The following is a 24,177-nucleotide window of genomic DNA, read 5'->3' on the forward strand; positions in this document are numbered from 1 at the left end:
TCGATACTTCAGGGCGCCTGGGGATGGCGTGCCGGACCCTCCTCCGGCATGCCTCAGGCATGGGCGTGTGCAACGTGCTCAGTCGTGTCCCAGCGCGCCATCGACGCGTCGCCATAACTTGAGTGGATTGCCATCTGCCACGGCCGCGGGCAGCAGTTCGGCCGGGAGGTCTTGGTAGCAGACCGGGCGCAGGAAGCGGTCGATCGCCAGCGTGCCCACCGAGGTGCTGCGGCTGTCGGAGGTGGCCGGGAACGGGCCGCCGTGCACCATGGCGTGGCAGACCTCCACACCGGTGGGCCAATCGTTGAACAGGATGCGGCCGGCCTTGCGCTCCAGCACCGGCAGCAGGGATGCGGCCAGCGCCATGTCGTCCGCCGCCATGTGCACGGTGGCGGTGAGTTGCCCCTCCAGGTGTTCGCTCAGCGCACGCAACTGCGCGCCGTCCTTGCAGCGCACCAGCAGCGAGGATGCGCCGAACACTTCGGCCTGCAGCGCTTCATCGGCCAAAAATGCGTCGGCATCGGTGCCGAACAATGCCGCCGGGCAGCGCCCGGCTTCCGGTGCGGCACCACGTGCCAGTGTGCTGACCTTCGGATGCGCGGCCAGACGCTGCACGCCCTGCGCATAGGCCTGGCCGATGCCTGCGGTGAGCATTGCTGCCGGCGACACCGCCTGCAGTGTTTGCGTTGCCGATGCGATGAACGCATCCAGCGCCGGCGAATCGATCGCCAGCAGCAGACCGGGATTGGTGCAGAACTGGCCGGAGCCCAAGGTCAGCGAGCCGACAAACGCTTTGCCCAGATCCGGTGCGCGTGCCTGCAACGCCTGCGGCAGCAGATACACCGGGTTGATCGCGCTCATTTCCGCATACACCGGAATCGGCTCGCGGCGTGCGGAGGCAATCTTGACCAGCGCCATGCCGCCAGCTCGTGAGCCGGTGAACCCCACCGCCTTGATCCGCGCATCGGCGACCAGTTGCGCGCCGATCTCAATCCCGGCATCGAACAACAGCGAGAACACACCCTCCGGCAACCCGCATTGCGCCACCGCCGCCTGGATCGCGCGGCCCACCAGTTCGGAGGTGCCCGGATGCGCGCTGTGCGCCTTGACCACCACCGGGCAGCCGGCCGCCAACGCCGAGGCGGTGTCGCCGCCGGCCACCGAAAACGCAAGCGGGAAATTGCTGGCGCCGAACACCGCCACCGGCCCCAGCGCAATGTGCCGCTGGCGCAGGTCTGCACGCGGCAACGGCGTGCGTTGCGGCAGTGCCGGGTCGATGCGCGCCTGCAGCCAGCTGCCTTCGCGGACCACGCTGGCGAACAGGCGCAGCTGGCCCACGGTGCGCCCACGCTCGCCTTCCAGGCGTGCACGCGGCAGGCCGCTTTCGCGCATGGCCCGTTCGATCAGGCCATCGCCCAAGGCCAGGATCTGCTCGGCGATGGTCTCCAGAAACTGCGCACGTGCCTCCAGCGTGGTCTCGCGGTACGGATCGAAGGCCGCTTGCGCCAGCGCGCAGGCCTGCTCCACATCCGGCGCGGTGGCCGAGCCGAACACCGGTTGCAGCGCCTCGCCCGTGGTCGCGTCCACGCCCTGCAAGGCAACGCCGGCGCCCTGCACGCTGCGCTGGCCGATCAACGATTCACCCAGGATCGCGTGCATCAGCGGCGCCCTCCGATGAGCTGCGTGAGCTGGGCGAATTCGTCTTCGGTCAGATCGGCCAGCGGCGTACGTACCGGGCCGGCCGGGCGACCCACGGCACGCATGCCGGCCTTGACGATCGACACCGCATAGCCGGCGCGGCGATTCCGCAGCACGGTGTACGGCAGCACGAAGTCGTTGAGCTCGCGATAGATGGTGGCGTGATCGCGCGCACGCACTGCCGCATAGAACGACAGCGCCCATTCCGGCAGGAAATTGAAGATGGCCGACGAATACGTGGTCACCCCCATTTCCAGGTACGGCAGCGCAAAGGTTTCGGCCGTCGGCAGCCCGCCGACGTAGAGCAGGCGATCGCCCAGCCGCGCGTAGATACGCGTCATGCGGTCTACATCGCCGATGCCGTCCTTGTAGCCCACCAGGTTGGGGCAGCGCTCGGCCACCCGCGCCAGCGCCACGTCATCGAGCCGGGCATTGGCGCGGCCGTAGACAATCACGCCCAGCGAGGTCGCCTTGCAGACGCGCTCGACATGATCGGCCACACCGTCGGCATCGCATTCGGTGAGATACGGCGGAAACAGCAAGATGCCATCGGCATCGTTATGCTCGGCCGCCTGCGCCATGGCCACGGCAATCGCGGTGCCGTAGCCGGCCGGCGCGATCACCGGCATGCGCCCGGCGGTCTGGGTCACGGCCGCGCGCACTGCGCGGTCCACTTCGTCCAGGGTCAGCGAAAACAGCTCGCCGGTGCCGCCGGCAGCAAACAGCCCGGCGGCCGGATGCGAGGACAGCCAGTCCAGATTGCTGCGGTAGGCGGGCTCGTCGAAGGCCATGTCGGCATCGAAATGCGTCACCGGGAACGACAGGAGCCCGGCACCAAGCGCTTGGGCCATTTCCGAAGGTGTGTATCTGCTGCTCATGAGGCGAACGGTCCTAGGCGGGGGTGGAGTGATGCTAGGAAGACGCATCGTTGCCGGTCCAAACCAAAGGACGTATTGTTTGATACATAAATTGAATCGATCGAGCCACGATTGGTGCTAGTCCATCGCAAATACCTGCTTTTCCAACGGTTTTTGGCGGCACTGTAATTACGTGAGCCGCTTTCAGTACGGCTGTCGGTGTCACCTGCGCCGTATTCATCTGCATTGCGGGCCCGCCGATGTTGCAGTTGCAGCATCGAATTGCCCGCCAGCGAGCGTCGGGAGGTCATAGCGCCATGTTCGATCTGCAACAGTTGCGCTGCTTTGTCGCGGTCGCCGACGAGCTGCATTTCCGGCGCGCGGCCGAGCGTTTGAACATGACCCAGCCGCCGCTTAGCCGGCAGATCCAGCTGCTGGAACACAACGTCGGCACGCCGCTGCTGGAGCGCAACAGCCGCCATGTGCGGCTGACCCAGGCTGGGCGCAGCCTGCTGGCCGAAGCGCGCGCGATTCTGCGCCTGGCCGAAAACGCCGGGCTGCGGGCGCGCCGCATTGGTGCAGGCGACGCCGGCAGCGTGTCGGTGGGCTTCACTGCCGGGGCCAGCTATCGCTTCTTGCCGGAGGCGATCGCACGCTGGCGCAGCGAGGCGCCGGATGTGGATCTGCAACTCAAGGAGATGGTCAGCCTGGCGCAACTCGATGCGCTGGATGCCGGCCGGCTGGACATCGGCCTGCTGCGTCCACCGATCCAGCGGCCGGGCCTGCACAGCCGGTGCGTGGCGCGCGAGCCGCTGATCGCCGCGCTGGCCGAAGATTCGCCGCTCGCGCAGCGCGGCAGCCTGCGTCTGCAGGATTTCGACCAGCAACCGCTGGTCAATTACGCGCCCGACGAAGCGCGGTATTTCTACGATCTGCTTGCGCAATTATTCGGCGCGCGCGGGATCGCGCCACGTTCGGTGCAATACGTCAGCCAGATCCATTCGGTGCTGGCACTGGTGCGCGGCGGCATGGGCATGGCGCTGGTGCCGGAGGGTGCCAGTGGCCTGCGCTATGCGGGCATCGTCTATCTGCCGCTGCAGGACGACGCGCCGGCAACGCCCGTGGAACTGCATCTGGTCTGGAAGCAGGACAACGACAACCCGGCCTTGCGCAACTTCATCCACTAAGAGCAGCTATCAAAACGACTGCGCAGCCGCCAGGCGCGCGCGGCCGGTGCTCGAAATCGGCATGTACCCACGTAGACGCCGGTTTCTCCGCGCCGTCCGCACTTACCTGACGGCTGCTCGCTACGGTTTGTTAGCCGCTCTAAGCGCGGCGCATTGGCGGGCTGCGCCTGCCTGCGCCGCAGTGACGCGCGCGGCTACTGCCGGCCCACGCTCTGCACCACGTGCAGCCGGCGCAGGCGGCGCATCACCTCGGCCAAATGGCGGCGGTCGCGCACCTGGATGTTGAAGCGCAGCACTGCCGCATTGAAGTCGCGGTCCAGATAATCCACCCGCTCGATGTTGGACTGGCTCTGCGCGATCGCCGCAGCCAACTGCGCAAGCACGCCCGTGCGGTTTTCCACTTCCACCACCAGCGCGGTGTCGTAGTCGCCGGTGACGTTGGAGTCCCAGTCGATCGGCACCCAGCGCTCGGGCGACTTGCGCAGCTCGGCCAGGTTGGGGCAATCCAGCCGGTGCACCACGATGCCCTTGCCGGCGGTGTGGTAGCCCATGATCTCGTCGCCGGGAATCGGCTGGCAACAGTTGGCGAAACTGATCACGCCGCGCTCGCTGCCGTCGATCAGGATCTTTTCGTGCGAATGCTTGGAATGCCCGCCGCCGCGCAACTCGGCGTAGGCCATCAATGCCTGCGCTGCCTGGGTGGGCATCCAGTTGCCCAGCGCCACATCGGCCAGCAAGGCCTCCAGGCGCGGGTAGCGGTGCTCGTTGAGAAACGCATCCAGGCGTCCCTTGGGCAGCCGCTCCAGCGAACTGTCCATCGCTTCCAGCGCGCGGTCGAGCATGCGGTGGCCGAGCTGCACAGCGTCTTCGTGTTCGAGCTGCTTGAGCTGGTGGCGGATCGCCGTGCGCGCCTTGCTGCTGACCACGAATTCCAGCCACTGCGGCTTGGGCGTGGCCGAGCGCGCGGTGATGATCTCCACCGCCTGCCCGCTGACCAGCTTGGTGCGCAGCGGCACCAGCTTCTTGTCCACGCGCGAGGCGACCGCGCGGTTGCCCACATCTGTATGCACCGCATAGGCAAAATCCAGCGCAGTGGAATTGCGCGGCAACGCCAGGATCTTGCCCTTGGGCGTGAACAGGTAGACCTCGTCCGGGAACAGATCGACCTTGACGTTGTCCAGAAATTCCAGCGACGAACCGGCCGCGCGTTGCGAATCGATCAGCTCCACGATCCAGTCGTGCGCACGGCTCTGCGCGCTATTGGGCGCAGCGGAGCCGACCTTGTAGGTCCAATGCGCAGCGACACCGCGCTCGGCGATCAGGTCCATCTCTTCGGTACGGATCTGCACTTCGATCGGTGAGCCGTATGGCCCAAACAGCACCGTGTGCAGCGATTGATACCCGTTGGCCTTGGGAATGGCGATGAAATCGCGGAAGCGCCCGTCCAGCGGCTTGAAGGTGGCATGCACCGCGCCGAGTGCGTGGTAGCAATCGGCCACCGAGCGCACTACCAGGCGAAAACCGAACACATCCATCACCTGGTCGAAGGATTTGTTCTCTTCGTGCATCTTGGAATAGATGCTCCAGGGCGTCTTGATGCGGCTGACCAGGCGATGCTCCAGCCCTTCCTTGGCCAACCGCTGCGATAGCTGCACCTCCACCTGCGCCATCGATTCGCGCCGCACCACCGGCTGGCTGCGGATGTGTTTTTCGATGATGGCGTGGCGCCACGGATACAGCGCGCGGAAGCCCAGGTTCTGCAGCTCGGACTTGATCAGGCTCATGCCCAGGCGCTGGGCGATGGGTGCGTAGATTTCCAGCGTTTCGCGTGCGATGCGGCCGCGCGCTTCGGTGCTCTGCGCGCCCAGCGTACGCATGTTGTGCAGGCGGTCAGCGAGCTTGATCATGATCACGCGCAGATCGCGCGACATCGCCAGCAACATCTTGCGGAAACTTTCCGCCGCCGCTTCCTGGCGGTCGCGGAACTTGAGCTTGTCCAGCTTGGTGACGCCATCGACCAGCTCGGCCACCGCCTCGCCAAATTCCGACGCCAGTTCTTCGCGCGTCAGCGGCGTGTCTTCGATGGTGTCGTGCAGGATCGCGGCAATCAGCGATTCCATGTCCAGGCCGAGCTCGGCCAGCACACCGGCCACGGCAACCGGATGGGTGATGTAGGGCTCGCCCGACTTGCGGGTCTGGCCGGCATGCGCGCTGGCGCCAACTTCCCACGCACGGCGCAGGATCGGCAGCTGCTCCTTGGGAAGGTAGCTGGCGGCGCGTTCGAGGTGCAGGACGTAGTCGGGAATGGCCGCGTCGGTAGACGCAGCGGTCGCAACGGTCGCCTGGGCAGTGGGGCCTGGGTTCATGGCGGAAGACTATGCCAGCGCGGCAGTGACGGCAAACGGTTGCATGCACTTACTCACTGCACACGCTCAAAACGAAAACAGCCCGCGACAAGGCGGGCTGCTTGGATCGATCGCAACGATGCAGGCGATCGCGCGCCTGGATCAGTCGTCGTTCTTGGACATGTCTTCGTCGGCGACCACTTCGGCGGCGGCCCATTCCAGGGCTTCGCGCTCGGCGCGCTCGCGCTCGGCCTTCTCGACTTCATCGATCAGTGCGTTGTCGATCCGGCGTGCGGCGATTTCGCGCAGCGCCATTACGGTGGGCTTGTCGCTGGCGTCGGCGTTCTCGATCAGCGGCTGCACGCCGTTGGCGAGCTGACGCGCACGCTTGGAGGCCATCATGACCAGCTCAAAACGGTTGTTCACGACTTCCAGGCAATCTTCTACGGTAATGCGGGCCATGCGGGCTCCCGGCGACCAGCAACGGCCGCGCATCGAATGAGGGAAAGGGGGCGGAGTGTACGCCCGGGCCGCGGTGGCGGCAACCGGCGCTTATTCAGTTTCCTTTGGAATCAGCCGCTTGGGGCGGCTTGCGGCAGCTGGTGTGTGACGCTGCGGCGCGCGTTGGCGCTGCCTGCCGCAAGCGGCCGATACGGCGAGCAGCGGCCCGGCACCATGCGGTGCCCTGCCCGCTAGCTGGCAGATTCAGTCCAGCAAGGCCTGGATCAGCCCGGCATGGCGTTGCTGCTGGGCCTGCCGACGCAGCCGGCTGGCGGTGAAGATCGCGCACATCTCCGACACCGCGGTGTCGAAGGTCTCGTTGATGATCACGTAATCGAATTCCTCGAAATGCAGCATTTCTTCGCGAGCGGCGGCCAGGCGTTGCGCCATCACGTCCTCGCTGTCCTGCCCGCGCTTGCGCATGCGCTCGTCCAGCGCCTGGCGCGACGGCGGCAGGATGAACACGCTCACTGCGTCCGGCACCTTCTGCCGCACCTGGCGCGCGCCCTGCCAATCGATCTCCAGCAGCACGTCGTGCCCGGCGGCCAGCTGCGGCTCCACCGACTGCCGCGCGGTGCCTTTCCAGTCGCCATGCACCAGCGCGTATTCGAAAAAGTCACCGGCTTCGATCATGCCCTGGAATTCCTCGGCAGAGACGAAATGGTAGTGCTCGGCATGCCGCTCACCCGGGCGCGGCGCGCGCGAGGTGAAGGAGATCGACAAGGCGATCTTGGGGTCACGCGCCAGGGTGGCGTTGACGATGCTGCTCTTGCCGGCGCCGGAAGGGGCCGCAACGATATAGAGGGTGCCGCGCATAGGGTCAGGGATTCGGGATTGGGGAGTCGGGAGTCGCGAACGTGCTGCGGACCGGTACCACCGGGGTCGATATGCTACCGGTATTGGCCGCCGTCCGCCGGGGCACGGGATTTGCTCTCAACCACTCCCGAATCCCCAATCACCAATCTCGGCTACTCGATGTTCTGCACCTGTTCGCGGATCTGGTCGATCAACACCTTCAGGTCCACCGCCGCGTTGGAGGTGCGGCTGTCCACCGATTTGGAGCCCAGGGTATTGGCTTCGCGGTTGAATTCCTGCAGCAGGAAATCCAGGCGCCGCCCGACCGGCTCGGACTGCTTGAGCACGCGCCGGATCTCGCCGATGTGACTGGACAGACGGTCCAACTCTTCATCCACATCGAGCTTTTGCAGCCACAGCACCAGTTCCTGCTCGGCGCGGCCCGGGTCCACCGGATGCGGCAGATCGGCCAGGCGGGCCGCCAATTTGGCGCGTTGGCCTTCGCGGATCACCGGAATCAGCGTGCGCACTTCGCCAGCAATACGCTCGATGGCATCCACGCGCTCGCTGATCGCCTCGGCCAGCTTGGCGCCTTCGCGCTCACGGGCGGCCACAAACCCGCACACCACCTCGTCCAGCAACGCCAGCGCCTGCGCCTGCAGCGCCGGTGCATCGACATCCTGCACCTGCAACACGCCGGGCAATTGCAGCAGATCGGTGAAGCTCACCTGCAGCTTGGGCATGCTTGCATCCAGCCGCGTGGCGAGCGCGCCCAGTTCCTGCAGCAGCGCCTCGTTGACGGCCAGGGTCTGACCGCTGTCAGGCGCGCGCAGGCGCAGCGCCAGGTCCAGCTTGCCGCGGCTGTTGCGGGCAGCCACGCGCTCGCGCAACAGCGGCTCCAGCGCACGCAATTCTTCGGGCAGGCGCACGCCCACTTCCAGAAAACGGTGGTTGACCGAGCGCAGCTCGCAACCGAGCGTGCCCCATGGCGTGATGCGTTCGCCGCCGGCGAACGCGGTCATGCTTCGGATCATCGTGAGTCCAGTGCCTGCAAAGCGCGAATGGTACCCTAGCAGGCCATGCCGGCCGGCAGCAGCCCGCCGCGTACTGGCCTGACGACCACCTCCCGACTTCCGGATCCAACGCATGTCCTTCTCCCGTCCCAGCGGCCGCACGGCCGACCAGCTGCGCCCCGTGCGCATCGAACGCGCCTTCACCCGTCACGCCGAAGGCTCGGTGCTGGTCAGCTTCGGCGATACCCGCGTGCTGTGCACCGCCAGCGTGGAGAACCGCGTGCCGAACTTCCTGCGCGGCAAGGGCGAAGGCTGGGTCACTGCCGAATACGGCATGCTGCCGCGGTCCACCCACACCCGCTCCGACCGCGAAGCCGCGCGCGGCAAGCAGGGTGGACGCACGCTGGAAATCCAGCGCCTGATCGGCCGCGCACTGCGCGCCTGCGTCGACCGCAATGCACTGGGCGAACGCACCATCACCCTGGACTGCGACGTGCTGCAGGCCGACGGCGGTACCCGTACCGCCGCCATCACCGGTGCTTACGTGGCGCTGGCCGACGCGGTGAACCTGCTGCTCAAGCGTGGCGACATCAAGAAGCATCCGCTGATCGGCGCAGTGGCTGCGGTGTCGGTGGGTATCTACCGCGGCGAGCCGGTGCTGGATCTGGATTACCCGGAAGACAGCGACTGCGATACCGACATGAACGTGGTGATGAACGACGGTGGCGGCTTCATCGAGTTGCAGGGCACGGCCGAAGGCCATGCCTTCCGCCGCGACGAACTCAACGCCCTGCTCGCACTCGCCGAAAAGGGCGTGGCCGAGTTGTTCGAACTGCAACGCGCCGCACTCGCCGGATGAAGCGCCGCATTGCCCTGACCACCTTGCTGGTTGCCGATTACGACGCGGCGATTGCCTGGTACACCGGCGCACTGGGCTTCCAGGTGCTGGAAGACCGCGCGCTCGGCGAGGGCAAACGTTGGGTGGTGATCGGCCCGGGCAGCGCGCACGACGCCGGCTTGCTGCTTGCGCAGCCGGCCGACGCCGCGCAGCAAGCGCGGATCGGCGACCAGACCGGCGGGCGTGTGGATCATTTCCTCTACACCGACGACTTCTGGCGCGACCACGCTGCGATGCAGGCGTTTGGCGTGGAATTTCTGGAAACCCCGCGCGAAGAACCCTATGGCACCGTGGCCGTGTTCCGCGACCTGTACGGCACCAAGTGGGATCTACTGGAGCCCAAGCAATGAAACACCTGGTCCTGGCCAGCGGCAACGCCGGCAAGCTGGAAGAACTGCGCGCCATGCTCGCCGATCTGCCATTGCAGATCGTGGCGCAAGGCGAGCTCGGCGTGGAGGATGTGCCTGAAACCGGGCTCACCTTCGTCGAGAACGCCCTGATCAAGGCACGCCACGCCAGCGCGGTGACCGGTTTGCCGGCACTGTCCGACGACTCCGGGTTGATCGTCGATGCACTCGGCGGTGCGCCCGGTTTGTACAGCGCGCGCTACGCGGGCAGCCCGACCGATGCCAACGCCAACAACGCAAAGCTGCTCGAGGCCATGCGCGAGATCCCGGCCGAGCGCCGCAGCGCGCGGTTTTATGCGGTGATCGTGCTGCTGCGCCACCCGGAAGATCCGCAACCGCTGATCGCCGAAGGCAGCTGGGAAGGCGTGATCACCACCGCACCGCGCGGCACCGGCGGCTTCGGCTACAACCCGGTGTTCCTGGACCCGGTGCACGGCCTGACCGCCGCCGAGATGGACACCGCGCTGAAGAACCGCCTGAGCCACCGCGCAGTGGCGCTGGCCACGCTGCAGCACAAGCTGCACGCCCTGTCACTTTGATCCACGACACGCCGCTGTGCCCGACCTGATCCCGCCGCCGCTCGCGCTGTATGTGCACCTGCCCTGGTGCGTGCGCAAATGCCCGTACTGCGATTTCAATTCGCATGCGGCCAAGGGCGCGCTGCCGTTCGACGACTACGTGGATGCGCTGATCCGCGACCTGGATGCGGACCTGCCGCTGGTGTGGGGCCGCGTGGTGCACTCGGTGTTCTTCGGCGGCGGCACGCCCAGCCTGTTTCCGCCCGAAGCGATCGATCGCTTCCTGCAGGCCGCCGCCGCGCGCCTGCGCTTTGCGCCCAATCTGGAAATCACCCTGGAAACCAATCCGGGGACCGCCGAGCACGGGCGCTTCGACGGGTACCGTGCGGCCGGGGTCAACCGGTTGAGCTTCGGCGTGCAGAGTTTCGACGATGCGGCATTGCAGCGCCTGGGGCGCATCCATGACAGCGCCGAAGCCGAGCGCGCGATCAAGCTGGCGCAGGACGCCGGCTACGACAACTTCAACATCGACCTGATGTACGCGCTGCCCGAGCAGACGCTGGCGCAGGCCGAGCACGATCTGGAACGCGCCTTCGCCCTGCAACCTACGCACCTGTCGCATTACCAGCTCACGCTGGAACCCAATACGGTGTTCTTCGCGCGCCCGCCGCAAGGCATTCCCGACGACGACGACGCCTGGGACATGCAGGAACACTGCCAACGCCTGCTCGCTGCGGCCGGCTATGCGCAGTACGAAGTCAGCGCCTATGCCCAGCCCGGGCGGCAGTGCGCGCACAACCTCAATTACTGGCGGTTTGGCGACTATCTGGGCATTGGTGCCGGCGCGCACGGCAAGATCAGTTCCGGTGCCGAGCAACAGGTGTTGCGGCGCTGGAAGCACAAGCATCCGCAGAGTTATCTGGCCAGTGCCGGCAGCACGGCAGCGATCGGCGGCGATGAGCACGTGCCTGCCGCGCGGCTGCCGTTCGAATACATGCTCAACCTGCTGCGCTTGCATGAAGGCTTCCGGCTGAGCGATTTCGAAGCCTGCACCGGTCTGCCGGCGCAGGTGCTGCAGGCACCGCTGGCACGCGCAATGGCGCAGGGCTGGCTGGTCGAACAGCATGGCCGCGTCGTGCCGACCGAGCTGGGCCGGCGCTTCACCAACGACGTGGTGGAGCTGTTCCTGCCCTGAGCCGGGCGCGGGCGGTCGCTGGCGAAACGTGCTACATAGCTCACGCTTCGAAACGAGCCCTGCACGGATGTCCACGCCCGCTTCTTCCCTGCCGCACGCCCTCACCGGCCCGATTGCCGATGCCCCGGTGTCTGCGCGTGCCCGCCGCCTGCTGGCCACCGTGCATGCGCAATGCGCGCAAACCCTGGGTGGCCCGTTGCGACTGACCATTGTCGAGCTGGAGCGCGAACTGCTGCACCAGGCCGAATTCGCCCGTAACAGCCAGCAGCAGGCCGAGGCGTATGCGCAGATGCGCGGATTGCGCGAGCACGTGGAGCAGTTTCCGCAGGCATTCCTGCACCACCTGGCGCAGGCGCTGGCCGAACTGCGCGCGCCCAAGGCCGCTGCGCCAGTGGCCGACGCGCCCACGCATCCGCAGATGTTGACGCTGGTGGAAGACACCGACATCGATCGCGACATCGTGCTCAACGACATCGCGCGCCGCGAAACAGCGCGACGTGCCGGTGTGCTGCAGTTGCTGGCGCAGCGCTTGGCGGTGGTCGGCGCGGTGCCGGAATTCGAACTGGAAGCGGTGCCGCTGGGTCCCTGGGCGTTGTGCCGGGTGTTGCGCCAGTGCGGTGAGACGCTGGGCCTGAGTCTGGACGGCCAGCTCACGTTGTATCGCGTGTTCGAACGCCAGGTGATCGAGCGCCTGGGCGATCTGTTCGAGCGCATCAACGCCACGCTGGCCCACGAAGGCATCCTGCCGGGGCTGATCTATCACCCCTATCTGGTCAAGCCAACGCAGGTGCAAAACCGCCGGCCCGCTCATGCTGCGCAGGGCATGACCAAGGACGTGGGCGCGGGCAAGCGCGCGCCGGCGTCACGGCCCGCCACCGGGTGGAGCGGCCAGGCTGCGCCGACCGCCTGGCAAAGCGCCTTGATTGAACCGTCCGCAGCGCCGTCGCCGGCATCGACCGCAGCGCAGGATCAAGCGACCTCACCGGCGCTGGCCGATGCGGTGCAGGCGCTCGGCGGGCTGATGTCGTCCGCGCGCCAGGGCCAGGCGGGCGCAGCGCAGTCGGGCAATGTGCAAACGCTCTCGTCGTCGCTCGCGCAGCCAGGCGCCATGACCGCCGCAGCGACGGCCGCCGGACACTCCGCCAGCGCGCAGCCGCCTGCTACCGCCGTGCCCAAGGCCGCGCTCAACGCGGCACTGGCCAGCCTGCAAGGTGCCATGGCTGCGCCTGCCGTCGCGTCGACCGCTGCACCAGTTGGCATCGAGGCAATCCAGCGCCAGCTGTTGGACGTACTGCGTACCCAGCACGGGCCGCAGGCTGCGCTGTCGGCGCAGGAGACCGACACCTTCGACCTGCTCGGCCTGCTGTACGCGCAGATGCAGCGCGAGGTGCGTGAGCAGACCCCGGCGCAGGCGTTGTTGGCCAAGTTGCAGGTACCGGTCGTGCGCGCCGCGTTGGCCGATGCGCATTTCTTCGTGCGCGACCAGCACCCGGTGCGCGAGTTGCTCAACACCGTGGCCGAGTCCGGCGCCGTGTGGCTGGGCGAAGACGACGTCGACCCGCAACTACTGCAGAAGCTGGGCACTGCGGTCGACAGCATCGTGCATACCTACCAGGGCGATGAAGCGGTGTTCGCCGCCGCCAACGAGGACATCCAGACCCATCTGCGCACGCTGGCCCGCAAGGCCGAGGTGGCCGAGCGGCGCCATGTGGACGCCGCACGCGGCAAGGAACGGCTGGAATCGGCCAAGCAGCAGGCGCAGGCGCGTATCGAACAGGTCTGCGAGGACGCGGCTCCGCCTCCGCGCTTTGTGCAATCGCTACTGCGCCAGGCCTGGTCGGATGTGCTCACGCTCACCCTGCTGCGCCAGGGCGAACAGTCGCCGGAATGGGACGAGCGCCAGACGCTCACCGCCCGGATCGCCGAGGTCACCTGCCGCACCAAGGATCACCCCACCGATACCGCGCTGGGCAGCGAGGTGGAAGCTGCCCTGTTGCAAGTGGGCTACCACGGCGATGAAGCGGCGGCGATTGCGCGCCGCCTTTCCACGCCCGGCGGCGAAGACGCGCTGACCTCGCGCACCGAGCTGACCGCCAAGCTCAAGGCACGCACGCGCCTGGGCGATCAAGGCGACAGCGCGGCGCGCAAGCAGAACGCAGTGCCGCGTTCCCCGGAAGAAGACGCCTGCTACACGCAGCTGCGCAGCCTGCCGTTCGGCACCTGGTTCGAGTTCGTGGTCAATCAGCAAGGCGATCTGCGCCGGCAGCGGCTGTCCTGGTACAGCCCGATGACCGACCACGCGCTGTTCGTCAATCAACGCGGGCAGAAAGTGGCCGACCATTCGCTCGACGGCCTGGCACGGCTGATGGCCGCCGGCCAGGTGCGTTTGCTGGTCGAAGAAAAATCGCGGCTGATCGATCGCGCCTGGCACGCCACTGTGCGCACGCTGCGCACGCTGGCCGGCCAATCCACTGCAGCGGACACAGAGGCGCGCGCATGATCCAGGACACCCGCCGCGCCCCACGCCGCCAGCCGACCGACCTGGTGCCGGTCACCGACATGCTCAGCGAGGCGCAGATCGGCCGGCTGGGCAATGTCTCGGAAACCGGCATGCTGCTACTGGCCTCGGTGCCGCTGCACGACGATGCGCTGTATCAGCTGCGGTTCGCCCTGCCCGAGCGCGCCGGCCGCGCCACCGAAATCGACGTCGGCGTGCACCTGCTGTGGTCCGAAGCGGCCCACGCGCCAGGCCAGGCCTGGGCTGGCTTCCGTTTCCTGACCATGTCCGAGCCGCACCGCCAGCGCCTGCGTGCCTGGATTGCGGAAGAGCATCTGGTCTAGCGCTCGGGGGCGCGCCGATGCCTGACGCGTTCGCGCGGAGTTGCAGCGCCCCAGGTGAATGCATGACAGCACCCGGCCGGCAGATGCACGGCGGCGGCGGCACGCAACCAACTCCCCCAGCTGCGCAGCTCACGCTCGCCGCGCCAGGACAGCCTCACAACGATTGCGGCAAAATTGCGCATTGCCTTGCAACGCCGATCGAGCCCGTATGACCCAGCCATCCCTGAGCGCCCTGTATTCCGACCACCTGCGCACGCTCACCGCGCGCGCCGACCAGGCGCTGCAGCGTGGCGGCTTCGATCATCTGGTCATTCCCAGCGGCACCACGCATTACCAGCTGTTCGACGACCGCGACTACCCGTTTGCGGTCAATCCGCAGTTCAAGGCCTGGGTGCCGCTTACCCGCATGCCGCACAGCTGGCTGGTCTACACGCCCGGCAAGCGGCCGACGGTGATTTTCTATCAGCCGTTCGACTACTGGCACGTGGTGCCCGACGCGCCCAGCGGCTGGTGGGTGGAGCACTGCGACATCCACATCATCCGCACGCCGGAGGCCGCATTGCCGCTGCTGCCCGCCCGCACCGAGCGCTGCGCCATCCTGGGCGAAGCCGCCAGTGCGCTGGGCGCGTGCGTGCCCAACAACCCGGCCGCGGTGCTCGACTTCCTGGACTACCAACGCGCCTTCAAGACACCGTACGAACTGGCCGTGATGCGGCTCGCGCAGCAGTTGGCGGTGCGTGGTCACCGCGCCGCCGAGGCTGCGTTCCGCGCGGGCCAGAGCGAGTTCGGCATCCACATGGCGTACTGCAGCGCAGTCGGCCAGGACGCCAACGAATTGCCGTACGGCAACATCATCGCGCTCAACGAACACGGTGCGGTGCTGCACTACACCGAACTCGGCCGGCAGGCGCCGCAGCCACTGCGCAGCTTTCTGATCGATGCCGGCGCCTCGGCGCATGGCTATGCCAGCGACATCACCCGCACCTACGCCGCCGATGCCGGCAGCGAGTTCCAGGCGCTGATCGATGCGGTGGATGCCGCGCAGCTGCGCATGGGCAATGCGGTGCGTGCCGGCGTGGATTACAAGCAACTGCATGTGGACGCGCACCTGTCGCTGATGGGCATCCTGCGCGATTTCGGCATCATTACGGTTTCGCCCGAAGCTGCGCTGGCCACCGGCGTCAGCGCCGCATTCTTCCCGCATGGCCTGGGCCACTTGATCGGCCTGCAGGTGCATGACGTGGCCGGGTTTGCAGCCAGCGATCGCGGCGGGCGCATCGAGCGCCCGGACGGCCACCCGTATCTGCGCCTGACCCGCGTCCTCGAACCAGGCATGGTGGTCACCATCGAGCCCGGCGTGTACTTCATCGACATGCTGCTGGACGAGGTCAAGAAAAACGGCCATGCCGCCAGCGTGAACTGGGACCGCGTGGCGCAGTTCGCGCCGTACGGCGGCATCCGCATCGAAGACGAAGTGGCCTGCACCGACGGCGATCCGGAAAACCTGACCCGCCCGGTGTTTGCCGCACCCTGATTCGCACTGCACAGCACGGAGCATCGCCATGAACGATCCACGCCAGACCTCGCACCCCGACCACCCGATGTACCAGCAGATCGAACGCGGCGTGCATGGGATCGACGCCGCGCACGGGCGCGCCCCAGACCAGACCAGTGCGCGACTGACCGCTGCCTTGTTGCCCCTGGCCAAAGAAGGCGGGCTGTCGCGCGTGGATCACGTGCTGATGAGCGAAGCGAACAAGACCGGCGTGCACGGCGGCGAAAACGTGTTCGTGGTACAGGGCGACCCAGCCAACCCGGCGCATCTGCGCGCGCACATGAAAACCGAGCAGGCACTGGCTACGCCCGAGGAACAGTCCTTCGAGCGTGCGCGGCAGATCGCTGCACCTGGCGAGGCGCTGCAACAGCCAGAACGCATGCAGACGCCGCAGTTGGGTCAATGAAACTGGCGGCGCGTCATGCTTGCGACGCGCCAGGCACGGTCACATCGACCGCGCACGCGCCGCTTTGGACGCACACTGGCCCCGAGGCATCACGCCCATCGCGCATCTTGAATGCAATACGTTGCGCCGGCCGACTAAGCGCTTGCGGTGATACATGGCGATGCCACGCGTCCAGCGTCTCTGTGAGGATGCTGACGGCAAGGCGGCTGGCGCTCCTGACGATCGATCCGTCAGCAACTACACGCGGAGGCCAGCCATCTCCGCTTCAATCTCGTCGGCGCTGCGCGCAAGCGCATCTGTGAGCACGCGATGGCCGTCGGCGGTGATCAGCACGTTGTCTTCGGTGCGGATGCCGATGCCGCGCCACTTGGCGTCCACGCTCGTATCGTCGGCCGAGACATACAACCCAGGCTCGATGGTGAACACCATGCCCGGCTCCAGCAGGCGCGACTCGCCCGCGAGGCGATACTCGCCAACGTCATGCACATCCAGGCCAAGCCAGTGGCCGGTCTTGTGCCGATAAAACCGCTTGTAGTGCCCTTCGGCAAGGTTGCGCTCCAGCGTGCCTTTGAGCAGCCCCAGGCGCAGCAACCCTTCGGTCAGTGTCTGCACCGCCGCCAGGTGACCGGCCTCGTAGGCAATGCCCGGTTGTGCCTGCGCCAGGGCGGCCGCCTGCGCGGCGCCGACCAGATCGTGCAGGGCACGCTGCGCCGCGCTGAAGCGGCCGTTGACCGGAAAGGTGCGGGTGATGTCGGCCGCATAGCCGCGGTATTCGGCGCCGGCGTCTACCAGCACCAGCTCGCCATCGCGGCTGCGCGCGTTGTTGGCGCGGTAATGCAGCACGCAAGCATTGCTGCCGGTGCCGACAATACTGCCGTACGCCGGCCACGCATCGGCGGCGCGGAATTCGCGTTCGATCTCGGCCTGCAGTTGATACTCGTGCACGCCCGGGCACGCCAACCGCATCGCCGCGCGATGCGCACGCACGCTGATGTCGGCGGCCTGCTGCATCAACGCGATCTCGTCGCGTGACTTGAACAGGCGCTGCTCGTGCAGCAGATGCCCCAACTCCAGGAATTCATGCGGCGGTTGCGCGCCATGGCGCACCTGCTCGCGCACCCGCTTGAGCCAGCCGATCAGCTTGAGATCGAAATCCACATCGCGGCCGAAGTGGTAGTAGACGCGGCTGCGTCCTTCCAGCAGGCCGGGCAGGATCTCGTCGACATCGTCGATGGGGTACGCATCGTCCATGCCGTACTGCGCCACCGCGCCTTCCTGGCCCGCGCGCGGGCCGTCCCAGGCCTCGCGCTCGGCATCGCGCTCGCGGCAGAACAGGATCGCCTCACCGTGCTTGCGCCCTGGCACCAGCACCAGCACCGCCTCCGGTTCCGGAAACCCGCTCAGGTACCAGAAATCCGAATCCTGCCGGTACGGGTAATGGGTGTCATGGCTGCGCACCCGCTCCGGTGCCGCAGGCAGGATCAGGATGGCCTGCTCGCCGGCCATCTGCATGAGCTGCTTGCGTCGGCGCGCATACTCGGCTGCGCCAATGCCGGTGAGCTTCTTCATATCGTGCGGCGGTCAGTTCAGGCGTTGGCGAAAACGCGGCCCCATCACGCAGTCGCCATGCAGCAACAGCACCGCCACGCGCACGAATTCCTCGATCTCGGCCAGGGCGGTGTCGTCTTCTTCGGCAGTATCGAAGTCGTCGCTGGACGCCTGCGCAAGCCGGGCCAGATCCTGCAGCGCTTCTTCGCCTTCTTCGGACAGTGCCGGGCGCTGCTGCGCAGCCAGGCCAAACCCGCCCAGAAACGCGCGGCACCAGTCGAACAGCGCATCGGTGCGGGCCGGCAGCGGCGCGCCGTCTTCGGTCAGCAGCAGCTCGAAGGCAAAGTCGCGGTCTTCCAGCTGCGCCACGGTGGCCTGCCGCATCTGGTCCAAGGCGCCGCCCTGCGCGGGAGCCACCTGCGCGGTGTCGGCCAGGATGCGCGCCAGCCAGTCGGCACTGTCGGCGCCGCCGCCGGACAGCCAGCCGCACAGGCCGCCATGCAATTCCGCCGCGGAGGAAGCCAGGTCCAACTGGCGACTTTCGTGTTGCACAGCGGCTACATCGGGCAGATCCATCAGGTCATCCAGGCTGAGTCGAAAAGATGCCGGCCCGGGGCCGGCGATATGACTGCCCAGTGTACCAAGGCACCCGCCGCTCGCCCCACTACCATGTTCCATGCCGCGTTCCACGCGGTGCGCCCGATGAGCCGTCAACGCAGTGCCAGCCCTTGCGGCGGCTGCGATTGCGGCGTTTACGGCCGGCGCATGCAGGCGCTTGACCGGCGCGCGCACGCGCCCCTATCGTGGGCGGATGGACAACGCCGCCGCCCTCGCCCAGCTCCGCGCACTCGCCGCCCGTGTGGAGGCGTTGGTGGAGCGCACCCAGCGGCTCACCGACGAAAACCGCAGCCTGCGCCACCAACAGGAACAGTTGATCGGCGAGCGCGCGCAGCTGCTGACCAAGAACGAACAGGCACGCTCACGCGTGGAAGCCATGATCGTGCGATTGAAGTCACTGGAGCAGCACACGTGAGCAACGAGCCGGTCAGCGTCCGTATTCTGGATCGTGAATACACGGTGGGCGTCACCGCCGAGGAACGCGAGAGCCTCACCGCCGCCGCGCGCCTGCTGGATCTGCGCATGCGCGAGATCCGCGGCAGCAACCGCATGGCGGCGGTGGATCGGGTCGCGGTGCTGGCCGCGTTGAATCTGGCGCATGAGTTGCAGCAGCTGCGCGAGCAGCAGGCTGTGTACGAACGCGAGCTCGCCAACACGCTGGACAGCATGAATCGGCGTCTAGACGGCGTGATCGATACACCGCGTTGAAGTGCAATACGCACTGTCATCGCAAATATGAATCTCCAGGAACGCATTACCGACGAATGGGCTAGCCATCGGGGCGCGGAGGTCTATAATTCACCTGCGTTCTCTGCTGTGAACGACGGTGTGCAAAACATTCGCCTTGTCCCTTAATTACGACCACGGGGGCGCGACGAAGCCGGGTGTGCAAGTCCGCCTTGTAGCGGGAAGCCCGATGGCCTCACAACGTCCCCACTTGAACCCCGGGTTCAAGGTCGTTTCGCACACATCGTCATGGCGGAGAATGCAATTTTTTTGAAACGGCGCCCTTGGGCGCCGTTTCTTTTTGTGCGTTGTCCAATGTCACGTGCGCACGCGCTCCGCGATGTGGTGACGCACTCACTGGTGTTCAATGCGCTCCCGCGAGTCACTTGGCCTGCGCCGCCTCGCACTCCCGCAACCGGGTGCGAACGCCGACCGCACCTCCACGCGGCACGTTGCGATCAGTCATCCGCGCATCAACACCGCGCAGCTAGGCATGCGCGCGCCCGCGGCCGACAATGCCGCTTCCCTTTGCGCCGAGATCCCGATGTCCGACGACCGAGATGCGCTGCGTCAGCAACTACGTGCCGCGCGGCGAAGCCTGCCGGCTGCGCAACGCCTCGCCGCCGCCGACGCGCTGGCCGAGCGCTTGCTGGCGCTGCCGTTTGCACCGCAGCAGGGCGCGGTGGCCGGCTACTGGGCGATGGATGGCGAGATCGCGCTGCACCGCTGGCAACTGAGCCTGCCACCAGGCGTGCGCTATTGCCTGCCGGTGCTGGACGGGCGCGTGCTGCGCTTTGCACCGTGGAAGCCGGGCCAGGGCCTGGTCAGCAACCGCTATGGCATCCCCGAGCCAGACGTGGACCGTGCCGACACGCTGGGCCCGGAAGACATGGACCTGGTGGTGACGCCGTTGACCGGCTTCGACGCCGCCTGCGGGCGCTTGGGCATGGGGGGCGGCTGGTATGATCGCAGCTTCGCGTTCCGGCATCGCCAGGCGCCGCCGCCCTGGCTGGTCGGCGTGGGCTTTGCCGCGCAGCAGGTTCCCGCCTTGCCCGTCGCCGCCTGGGACGTGCCGGTGGATGCCATCTGCACCGAACACGCCACCTTCCTGAAAGACGACACCGTTCCCGCATGACTGCCCGCAAGCGCTATTGGCTGATGAAGTCCGAGCCGGACACGTTTTCCATCGATGACCTGGAGCGCGTTGGCACCGAGCCGTGGAACGGCGTGCGCAACTACCAGGCGCGCAACTTCATGCGCGATGGCATGCAGGTGGGCGATGGGGTGTTCTTCTACCACTCCAATTGCAAGGTGCCTGGCATTGTCGGCATCGCCAAGGTGGCCAGCACCGCCTACCCGGACGAGACCCAGTTCGATCCGGCATCCGACTATCACGACTCCAAGGCCAAGCGCGAAGACCCACGCTGGATGCTGGTGGACGTGGCGTTCGAGCGCAAACTCAAACGCACCATCGCGCTGGACGAGATCAAGCAGCACGCCGATGCCCTGGGCGACGGCTTTCCGCTGATCGCACGCGGCAACCGCCTGTCGATCCTGCCGGTAACTGCGGCGCAGTGGAAGCTATTGCTGGCGATGGAATAGCTGGGAGCAGAGAATCGGGATTGAGATTTGCACATCCCGACTCAGCCCGACCGCTCTTGCGATTCCCGATTCCCGATTCCCCAATCCCGAGCCCCAAAATGTCCGAAGCAAAACGCCTGGCCGCCGAGAAGGCGATCGATTACGTGGAAGACGGCATGATCGTCGGGGTCGGCACCGGCTCGACGGTGGCGTATTTCATCGACGCACTCGGCCGCATCGGCCATCGCATCAAGGGTGCGGTGTCCAGCTCGGAACAGAGCACCGCGCGGCTGCGCCAGCACGGCATCGAGGTGCTGGACCTCAACCACACCGGCACGCTGTCGCTGTATGTGGATGGCGCCGACGAGTGCGACCCGAACCGCTGCCTGATCAAGGGCGGCGGCGCGGCGCTCACGCGCGAGAAGATCATCGCCGAAGCGAGCGAGCGCTTCATCTGCATCGTCGACCCGAGCAAGCAGGTGCCGGTGCTGGGCAACTTCCCGCTGCCGGTGGAGGTGATCCCCATGGCGCGCAGCCTGGTGGCCCGGCAGATCCTGGCGCTCACGGGCGGGCAGCCGGTCTGGCGTGACGGCGTGGTTACCGACAACGGCAACGTGGTGCTGGATGTGCACAACCTGCATATCACCGACCCGGTGGCGCTGGAGCGGAACTTGAACCAGATTCCCGGCGTGGTCTGCGTGGGTCTGTTCGCGCGCCGCCCGGCCGACGTGGTGATCGTCGGCGGCGAGCCACCGCGCGTGCTGTAAGCACAGCCGCATGCGGCCGCAGCCTGGGCACACCGCAGGCTGCAGCCACAGCCGCGCGATGGCCGAACCGGCTTGACGCACGCTGGCGCTTGGCAGAAGGTGCGCGCTCCCCCTCCAGCGGTGCATCGCCCATGCGTCTTTTCCATCTGTTTGGCCTGGCTCTGTTGTTGGCGCTCAGCGGTTGCGCCAGTGCCGGCAGTTCCTGGGTGGAGCTTGCCGGCACCCGCTACAGCGTGGAGCTGGCGCAAAACGATGCCGACCGCGCGCAGGGGCTGATGTTCCGCGATGCCATGCCGGAAGACCACGGCATGCTGTTCATCCACGACAGCCAGACGCCGCAGGCGTACTGGATGAAGAACACCAAGATCGCGCTGGACATCCTGTATTTCGACAACCAGCGCCGGCTGGTGTCGCAACAGCGCGACGTGCCGCCGTGCTCGGCCGGCGATGCCTGCCCGCCCTACCCCAGCAAGCAACCGGCGCGCTACGTGCTCGAGCTCAACGCCGGCCAGGCCGCCAAGCTCGACCTGCGGGACGGGGCCGAGCTTACTTTCAGCCCGGATATTCCCAAGCTGAAGTGATTCACAGCGATGTGGTGTCTCCTGTCAGGAAGTGCCGGACTTGAACCCCGCGCCGCTTGCCGACACTCTTGTCGTCATGGTCGACATGCTCCCACTTCCCCATTGGACCGCGCTCGCCAGCCTGGACGACGACGCGGTGCCGCTGATGTCCACCGCGCTGCTGATCGCGCGCGACGAGTATCCGCAGCTGGACGCCGAGCTGTATGACACGCTCGTGCAAAGCCATGTGGAGCACTTGCGGCGCGAGGTCGACGCAATCGATCTGTGGCCGCTGAAGATGGCCGCGGTGAACCGCTATCTGTTCGACGAGCTGGGCTACTCGGGTAACCACGACGAGTACTACGACCCCCGCAATAGCTACCTCAACGAAGTGTTCGAGCGCCGGCTGGGCAACCCGATTTCGCTGGCGATGGTGCAGATCGAAGTCGCGCGCCGGCTGGGCATTCCGTTGGCCGGGGTGTCGTTCCCAGGGCACTTCCTGGTACGCCTGCCGGTAGACGACGGGGTGCTGGTGATGGACCCGTTCAACGGCGGCCGCCCGCTGGGCGTGGACGAGCTGCGTGAACGCGCGCGCCCGCATCTGGGCGGGGAAATCCCCGACGACCGCGCACTGGCGCAAATCCTGGACCCGGCGCCGCACCGGGCGATCCTGATCCGCATCCTGCGCAACCTGCATGGCGTCTACGCCGATGCCGAGCATTGGGACCGCGCCGCCCGCAGCGCCGACCGCATTCTCAAGCTGGTGCCGGACCAGCCCGAAGCGCTGCGCGATCGCGGCATGGCGTATCTGCACCTCGGGCACCGCAGCGGCGCCCGCCACGACCTGGCGCGTTACCTGCAGCTGCATCCCAGCGCGCAGGACGCCGCAAGCCTGCATGAGCACCTGGTTGAATTGAACAGCCAGCGTTCACGCGCGCATTAGGTACGCACTGCGCACTGCGCGCTGCTCAGCGCTGCAGGGCACCGCAGACAGCATCAGGCCGGTGGCGCAGACGCCTTGCGGCGCTGCGCATGCAGGCTCAGTCGATCTCCACCATCTCGAAATCTTCCTTGGTGACGCCGCAGTCCGGGCAGGTCCAGCTGTCGGGCACGTCTTCCCAGCGGGTGCCCGGTGCGATGCCTTCTTCGGGAATGCCGTCGGCCTCGTGGTAGAGAAACCCGCAGACGACGCACATCCAGGTGCGGTAGGTGGTCGTGGATGTCTCGCTCATCGGATAATCGCGGTCACGCAACGGTGGGGCTGCATTGTCCCATCCCACCCACCGCTTTCGGAAGCGCTGCCATGCCGACCCTCCAAAACGCCCGCGGGGTCTACCTGATTACCCCCGACACCAGCGACACCGCGCAGTTGCTTGCGCGCACGTTGCCGCTGCTGCCGCACATCACCTGGTTGCAATACCGCAACAAGCAGGCCGATGCAGCGCTGCGCCTGGCCCAGGCCGCCGCCCTGCGCGCGGCATGCACCGCGCAGGGCGTGCCATTGATCATCAACGACGACGCGGCACTTGCGCAGCAGGTGGGCGCCGACGGTGTGCACCTGGGTGAAGACGATGGCGAAGTGGCGGCAGCGCGCGCGTTGCTGGGCGCTTCGGCCATCATCGGGGTGTCGTGCTACGACGAGATCGAACGCGCGCGCGCAGCGGCGGCGGCCGGTGCGAACTATGTGGCCTTTGGGGCGTTCTTCCCCACCACCACCAAGGTGACCACGCGCCGTCCCACGCCTGCATTGCTGCACGAGGCCGCTGCGTTGGGACTGCCACGTGTGGCGATCGGCGGCATCACGCCTTCGCAGGTGCCTGAGCTGGTGACTGCGGGCGCGGACTTGATTGCGGTGGTCAGCGGCGTGTATGCGGCGGCGGACCCGGTCGCCGCAGTGCAGGCGTATCGCGCAGGGTTTGCGCAGTAGCGCTGCTGGCAGATGACGGAGTTGCCCTCGACACATGCTGTCCATGGCGCCAGACGCAAGACCATCAAGATTTCGAGTCGTAGGCGATGTCTGATGCAGTCGGAAGCTCAGGTCAAAAGCTTGGTTAGTCGAGGGCGCGGTGCCCCCACCGCCCGCGCGACACGCCGTGAGTCCGCCCGTTGAGGCTCGGTGGCGGCATCCATGCCGCCACACAGTCCCGCAATCGGCGAGGAC

26 protein-coding genes and 2 other RNA genes are annotated in these 24,177 nt (G+C 66.9%); 19 read left to right on the forward strand and 9 right to left on the reverse strand.

The window, feature by feature from the left end; translation table 11 throughout:
* Positions 1–78: 78 nt before the first annotated feature.
* Together QRM60_RS05010 and kdgD are read right to left on the reverse strand one after the other, a co-directional pair.
* On the reverse strand, positions 79–1,659 hold the full coding sequence (locus tag QRM60_RS05010; RefSeq protein WP_115556680.1) for an aldehyde dehydrogenase (NADP(+)): 1,581 nt from the start codon (positions 1,657–1,659) through the stop codon (positions 79–81).
* Complete coding sequence (kdgD, locus tag QRM60_RS05015; protein ID WP_076053965.1) at positions 1,659–2,576, reverse strand: 5-dehydro-4-deoxyglucarate dehydratase; 918 nt, start codon at positions 2,574–2,576, stop codon at positions 1,659–1,661. Before kdgD ends, QRM60_RS05010 begins: the two co-directional genes overlap by 1 nt.
* 296 nt (positions 2,577–2,872) lie before the next feature.
* On the opposite strand from kdgD, the gene QRM60_RS05020 reads away from it, so the two are divergent.
* Both QRM60_RS05020 and QRM60_RS05025 read left to right on the forward strand, forming a co-directional pair.
* Entirely contained in the window at positions 2,873–3,742 is an 870-nt protein-coding gene (locus QRM60_RS05020; RefSeq protein WP_076053964.1) for a LysR family transcriptional regulator, read from the forward strand.
* A gap of 61 nt (positions 3,743–3,803) precedes the next feature.
* Positions 3,804–3,878: non-coding RNA, sX9 sRNA (locus QRM60_RS05025), on the forward strand.
* Between the two features lie 58 nt (positions 3,879–3,936).
* On the opposite strand, the gene QRM60_RS05030 is transcribed toward QRM60_RS05025, so the two are convergent.
* From QRM60_RS05030 to QRM60_RS05045, 4 genes are all read right to left on the reverse strand, one after another.
* A complete protein-coding gene (locus QRM60_RS05030) occupies positions 3,937–6,108 on the reverse strand; it encodes a bifunctional (p)ppGpp synthetase/guanosine-3',5'-bis(diphosphate) 3'-pyrophosphohydrolase (RefSeq protein WP_050911301.1) in 2,172 nt (723 codons plus the stop codon).
* 141 nt (positions 6,109–6,249) lie between these two features.
* On the reverse strand, positions 6,250–6,549 hold the full coding sequence (rpoZ, locus tag QRM60_RS05035) for a DNA-directed RNA polymerase subunit omega (RefSeq protein WP_002812428.1): 300 nt from the start codon (positions 6,547–6,549) through the stop codon (positions 6,250–6,252).
* A 243-nt stretch (positions 6,550–6,792) separates the two neighbouring features.
* Positions 6,793–7,404 (reverse strand): guanylate kinase, encoded by a 612-nt coding sequence (gmk, locus tag QRM60_RS05040; RefSeq protein ID WP_011038351.1) that lies wholly within the window; start codon positions 7,402–7,404, stop codon positions 6,793–6,795.
* 152 nt (positions 7,405–7,556) lie between these two features.
* On the reverse strand, positions 7,557–8,417 hold the full coding sequence (locus tag QRM60_RS05045) for a YicC/YloC family endoribonuclease (RefSeq protein ID WP_043921935.1): 861 nt from the start codon (positions 8,415–8,417) through the stop codon (positions 7,557–7,559).
* A 112-nt stretch (positions 8,418–8,529) separates the two neighbouring features.
* On the opposite strand from QRM60_RS05045, the gene rph reads away from it, so the two are divergent.
* The 8 genes from rph (at position 8,530) to QRM60_RS05085 (ending at position 16,216) form a co-directional block, all read left to right on the forward strand.
* A complete protein-coding gene (gene rph, locus QRM60_RS05050) occupies positions 8,530–9,255 on the forward strand; it encodes a ribonuclease PH (protein ID WP_115556681.1) in 726 nt (241 codons plus the stop codon).
* Positions 9,252–9,644, forward strand: a complete 393-nt coding sequence (locus tag QRM60_RS05055; RefSeq protein WP_115556682.1) for a VOC family protein — start codon at positions 9,252–9,254, stop codon at positions 9,642–9,644. The genes rph and QRM60_RS05055 overlap by 4 nt, the downstream gene beginning before the upstream one ends.
* Positions 9,641–10,240 (forward strand): RdgB/HAM1 family non-canonical purine NTP pyrophosphatase, encoded by a 600-nt coding sequence (rdgB, locus tag QRM60_RS05060; RefSeq protein WP_161962786.1) that lies wholly within the window; start codon positions 9,641–9,643, stop codon positions 10,238–10,240. The genes QRM60_RS05055 and rdgB overlap by 4 nt, the downstream gene beginning before the upstream one ends.
* Positions 10,241–10,256: 16 nt before the next feature.
* Positions 10,257–11,414, forward strand: coding sequence for a radical SAM family heme chaperone HemW (hemW, locus tag QRM60_RS05065; protein WP_115571816.1), 1,158 nt, complete (start codon positions 10,257–10,259; stop codon positions 11,412–11,414).
* Between the two features lie 67 nt (positions 11,415–11,481).
* Positions 11,482–13,914, forward strand: a complete 2,433-nt coding sequence (locus QRM60_RS05070) for a DUF1631 domain-containing protein (RefSeq protein ID WP_285445742.1) — start codon at positions 11,482–11,484, stop codon at positions 13,912–13,914.
* A complete protein-coding gene (locus tag QRM60_RS05075; RefSeq protein WP_011038358.1) occupies positions 13,911–14,255 on the forward strand; it encodes a PilZ domain-containing protein in 345 nt (114 codons plus the stop codon). Before QRM60_RS05070 ends, QRM60_RS05075 begins: the two co-directional genes overlap by 4 nt.
* Positions 14,256–14,463: 208 nt before the next feature.
* The gene (gene pepQ, locus QRM60_RS05080; RefSeq protein WP_285445743.1) at positions 14,464–15,789 is read left to right on the forward strand and encodes a Xaa-Pro dipeptidase; all 1,326 of its coding nucleotides are present in this window, start codon (positions 14,464–14,466) and stop codon (positions 15,787–15,789) included.
* A 28-nt stretch (positions 15,790–15,817) separates the two neighbouring features.
* Positions 15,818–16,216: an XVIPCD domain-containing protein gene (locus tag QRM60_RS05085; protein WP_103700353.1), complete on the forward strand. Its 399-nt coding sequence runs from the start codon at positions 15,818–15,820 to the stop codon at positions 16,214–16,216.
* Positions 16,217–16,453: 237 nt separating this feature from the next.
* Here the strand turns inward: QRM60_RS05085 and QRM60_RS05090 are convergent, their stop codons facing one another.
* Positions 16,454–17,785 carry an aminopeptidase P N-terminal domain-containing protein gene (locus QRM60_RS05090; protein WP_119959067.1) on the reverse strand — a complete coding sequence of 444 codons (1,332 nt, stop codon included), beginning with the start codon at positions 17,783–17,785 and terminating at the stop codon, positions 16,454–16,456.
* A gap of 12 nt (positions 17,786–17,797) precedes the next feature.
* On the reverse strand, positions 17,798–18,340 hold the full coding sequence (locus tag QRM60_RS05095) for a YecA family protein (RefSeq protein ID WP_011038362.1): 543 nt from the start codon (positions 18,338–18,340) through the stop codon (positions 17,798–17,800).
* A gap of 235 nt (positions 18,341–18,575) precedes the next feature.
* Here QRM60_RS05095 and QRM60_RS05100 point away from each other — a divergent pair, with 235 nt between their 5' ends.
* From QRM60_RS05100 to QRM60_RS05135, 8 genes are all read left to right on the forward strand, one after another.
* A complete protein-coding gene (locus QRM60_RS05100; protein ID WP_011038363.1) occupies positions 18,576–18,797 on the forward strand; it encodes a TIGR02449 family protein in 222 nt (73 codons plus the stop codon).
* Positions 18,794–19,090 (forward strand): cell division protein ZapA, encoded by a 297-nt coding sequence (locus QRM60_RS05105; RefSeq protein ID WP_042597594.1) that lies wholly within the window; start codon positions 18,794–18,796, stop codon positions 19,088–19,090. The genes QRM60_RS05100 and QRM60_RS05105 overlap by 4 nt, the downstream gene beginning before the upstream one ends.
* Positions 19,091–19,187: 97 nt before the next feature.
* A non-coding RNA gene (ssrS, locus tag QRM60_RS05110) (6S RNA) lies at positions 19,188–19,371 on the forward strand.
* A gap of 281 nt (positions 19,372–19,652) precedes the next feature.
* A complete protein-coding gene (locus QRM60_RS05115) occupies positions 19,653–20,243 on the forward strand; it encodes a 5-formyltetrahydrofolate cyclo-ligase (protein ID WP_043921936.1) in 591 nt (196 codons plus the stop codon).
* Entirely contained in the window at positions 20,240–20,710 is a 471-nt protein-coding gene (locus QRM60_RS05120) for an EVE domain-containing protein (protein WP_285445744.1), read from the forward strand. Before QRM60_RS05115 ends, QRM60_RS05120 begins: the two co-directional genes overlap by 4 nt.
* Before the next feature lie 98 nt (positions 20,711–20,808).
* Positions 20,809–21,456: a ribose-5-phosphate isomerase RpiA gene (gene rpiA, locus QRM60_RS05125; RefSeq protein ID WP_014508842.1), complete on the forward strand. Its 648-nt coding sequence runs from the start codon at positions 20,809–20,811 to the stop codon at positions 21,454–21,456.
* A 131-nt stretch (positions 21,457–21,587) separates the two neighbouring features.
* Positions 21,588–22,037, forward strand: coding sequence for a DUF192 domain-containing protein (locus QRM60_RS05130; RefSeq protein ID WP_042597587.1), 450 nt, complete (start codon positions 21,588–21,590; stop codon positions 22,035–22,037).
* Between the two features lie 40 nt (positions 22,038–22,077).
* Positions 22,078–22,959 carry a SirB1 family protein gene (locus QRM60_RS05135; RefSeq protein ID WP_014508844.1) on the forward strand — a complete coding sequence of 294 codons (882 nt, stop codon included), beginning with the start codon at positions 22,078–22,080 and terminating at the stop codon, positions 22,957–22,959.
* 97 nt (positions 22,960–23,056) lie between these two features.
* On the opposite strand, the gene QRM60_RS05140 is transcribed toward QRM60_RS05135, so the two are convergent.
* On the reverse strand, positions 23,057–23,296 hold the full coding sequence (locus tag QRM60_RS05140) for a rubredoxin (RefSeq protein ID WP_161962035.1): 240 nt from the start codon (positions 23,294–23,296) through the stop codon (positions 23,057–23,059).
* Between the two features lie 23 nt (positions 23,297–23,319).
* Here QRM60_RS05140 and thiE point away from each other — a divergent pair, with 23 nt between their 5' ends.
* Positions 23,320–23,943, forward strand: a complete 624-nt coding sequence (thiE, locus tag QRM60_RS05145; protein ID WP_285445745.1) for a thiamine phosphate synthase — start codon at positions 23,320–23,322, stop codon at positions 23,941–23,943.
* Positions 23,944–24,177: the final 234 nt, after the last annotated feature.

Source organism: Xanthomonas sp. fls2-241-TYG-148, from assembly GCF_030208815.1.
GTDB classification, from domain to species: Bacteria; Pseudomonadota; Gammaproteobacteria; order Xanthomonadales; family Xanthomonadaceae; genus Xanthomonas; species Xanthomonas campestris.

What these genes read in the sequence shown, in the direction of transcription:
- QRM60_RS05085 (WP_103700353.1), top strand. Translation starts at nt 15,818, where the DNA reads ATGAACGATCCACGCCAGACCTCGCACCCCGACCACCCGATGTACCAG.
- QRM60_RS05095 (WP_011038362.1), bottom strand. Translation starts at nt 18,340, where the DNA reads ATGGATCTGCCCGATGTAGCCGCTGTGCAACACGAAAGTCGCCAGTTG.
- rdgB (WP_161962786.1), top strand. Translation starts at nt 9,641, where the DNA reads ATGAAACACCTGGTCCTGGCCAGCGGCAACGCCGGCAAGCTGGAAGAA.
- QRM60_RS05055 (WP_115556682.1), top strand. Translation starts at nt 9,252, where the DNA reads ATGAAGCGCCGCATTGCCCTGACCACCTTGCTGGTTGCCGATTACGAC.
- kdgD (WP_076053965.1), bottom strand. Translation starts at nt 2,576, where the DNA reads ATGAGCAGCAGATACACACCTTCGGAAATGGCCCAAGCGCTTGGTGCC.
- QRM60_RS05115 (WP_043921936.1), top strand. Translation starts at nt 19,653, where the DNA reads ATGTCCGACGACCGAGATGCGCTGCGTCAGCAACTACGTGCCGCGCGG.
- rpiA (WP_014508842.1), top strand. Translation starts at nt 20,809, where the DNA reads ATGTCCGAAGCAAAACGCCTGGCCGCCGAGAAGGCGATCGATTACGTG.
- QRM60_RS05045 (WP_043921935.1), bottom strand. Translation starts at nt 8,417, where the DNA reads ATGATCCGAAGCATGACCGCGTTCGCCGGCGGCGAACGCATCACGCCA.
- rpoZ (WP_002812428.1), bottom strand. Translation starts at nt 6,549, where the DNA reads ATGGCCCGCATTACCGTAGAAGATTGCCTGGAAGTCGTGAACAACCGT.
- QRM60_RS05090 (WP_119959067.1), bottom strand. Translation starts at nt 17,785, where the DNA reads ATGAAGAAGCTCACCGGCATTGGCGCAGCCGAGTATGCGCGCCGACGC.
- QRM60_RS05070 (WP_285445742.1), top strand. Translation starts at nt 11,482, where the DNA reads ATGTCCACGCCCGCTTCTTCCCTGCCGCACGCCCTCACCGGCCCGATT.
- thiE (WP_285445745.1), top strand. Translation starts at nt 23,320, where the DNA reads ATGCCGACCCTCCAAAACGCCCGCGGGGTCTACCTGATTACCCCCGAC.
- QRM60_RS05010 (WP_115556680.1), bottom strand. Translation starts at nt 1,659, where the DNA reads ATGCACGCGATCCTGGGTGAATCGTTGATCGGCCAGCGCAGCGTGCAG.
- QRM60_RS05120 (WP_285445744.1), top strand. Translation starts at nt 20,240, where the DNA reads ATGACTGCCCGCAAGCGCTATTGGCTGATGAAGTCCGAGCCGGACACG.
- QRM60_RS05075 (WP_011038358.1), top strand. Translation starts at nt 13,911, where the DNA reads ATGATCCAGGACACCCGCCGCGCCCCACGCCGCCAGCCGACCGACCTG.
- gmk (WP_011038351.1), bottom strand. Translation starts at nt 7,404, where the DNA reads ATGCGCGGCACCCTCTATATCGTTGCGGCCCCTTCCGGCGCCGGCAAG.
- pepQ (WP_285445743.1), top strand. Translation starts at nt 14,464, where the DNA reads ATGACCCAGCCATCCCTGAGCGCCCTGTATTCCGACCACCTGCGCACG.
- QRM60_RS05100 (WP_011038363.1), top strand. Translation starts at nt 18,576, where the DNA reads ATGGACAACGCCGCCGCCCTCGCCCAGCTCCGCGCACTCGCCGCCCGT.
- rph (WP_115556681.1), top strand. Translation starts at nt 8,530, where the DNA reads ATGTCCTTCTCCCGTCCCAGCGGCCGCACGGCCGACCAGCTGCGCCCC.
- QRM60_RS05130 (WP_042597587.1), top strand. Translation starts at nt 21,588, where the DNA reads ATGCGTCTTTTCCATCTGTTTGGCCTGGCTCTGTTGTTGGCGCTCAGC.
- QRM60_RS05020 (WP_076053964.1), top strand. Translation starts at nt 2,873, where the DNA reads ATGTTCGATCTGCAACAGTTGCGCTGCTTTGTCGCGGTCGCCGACGAG.
- QRM60_RS05030 (WP_050911301.1), bottom strand. Translation starts at nt 6,108, where the DNA reads ATGAACCCAGGCCCCACTGCCCAGGCGACCGTTGCGACCGCTGCGTCT.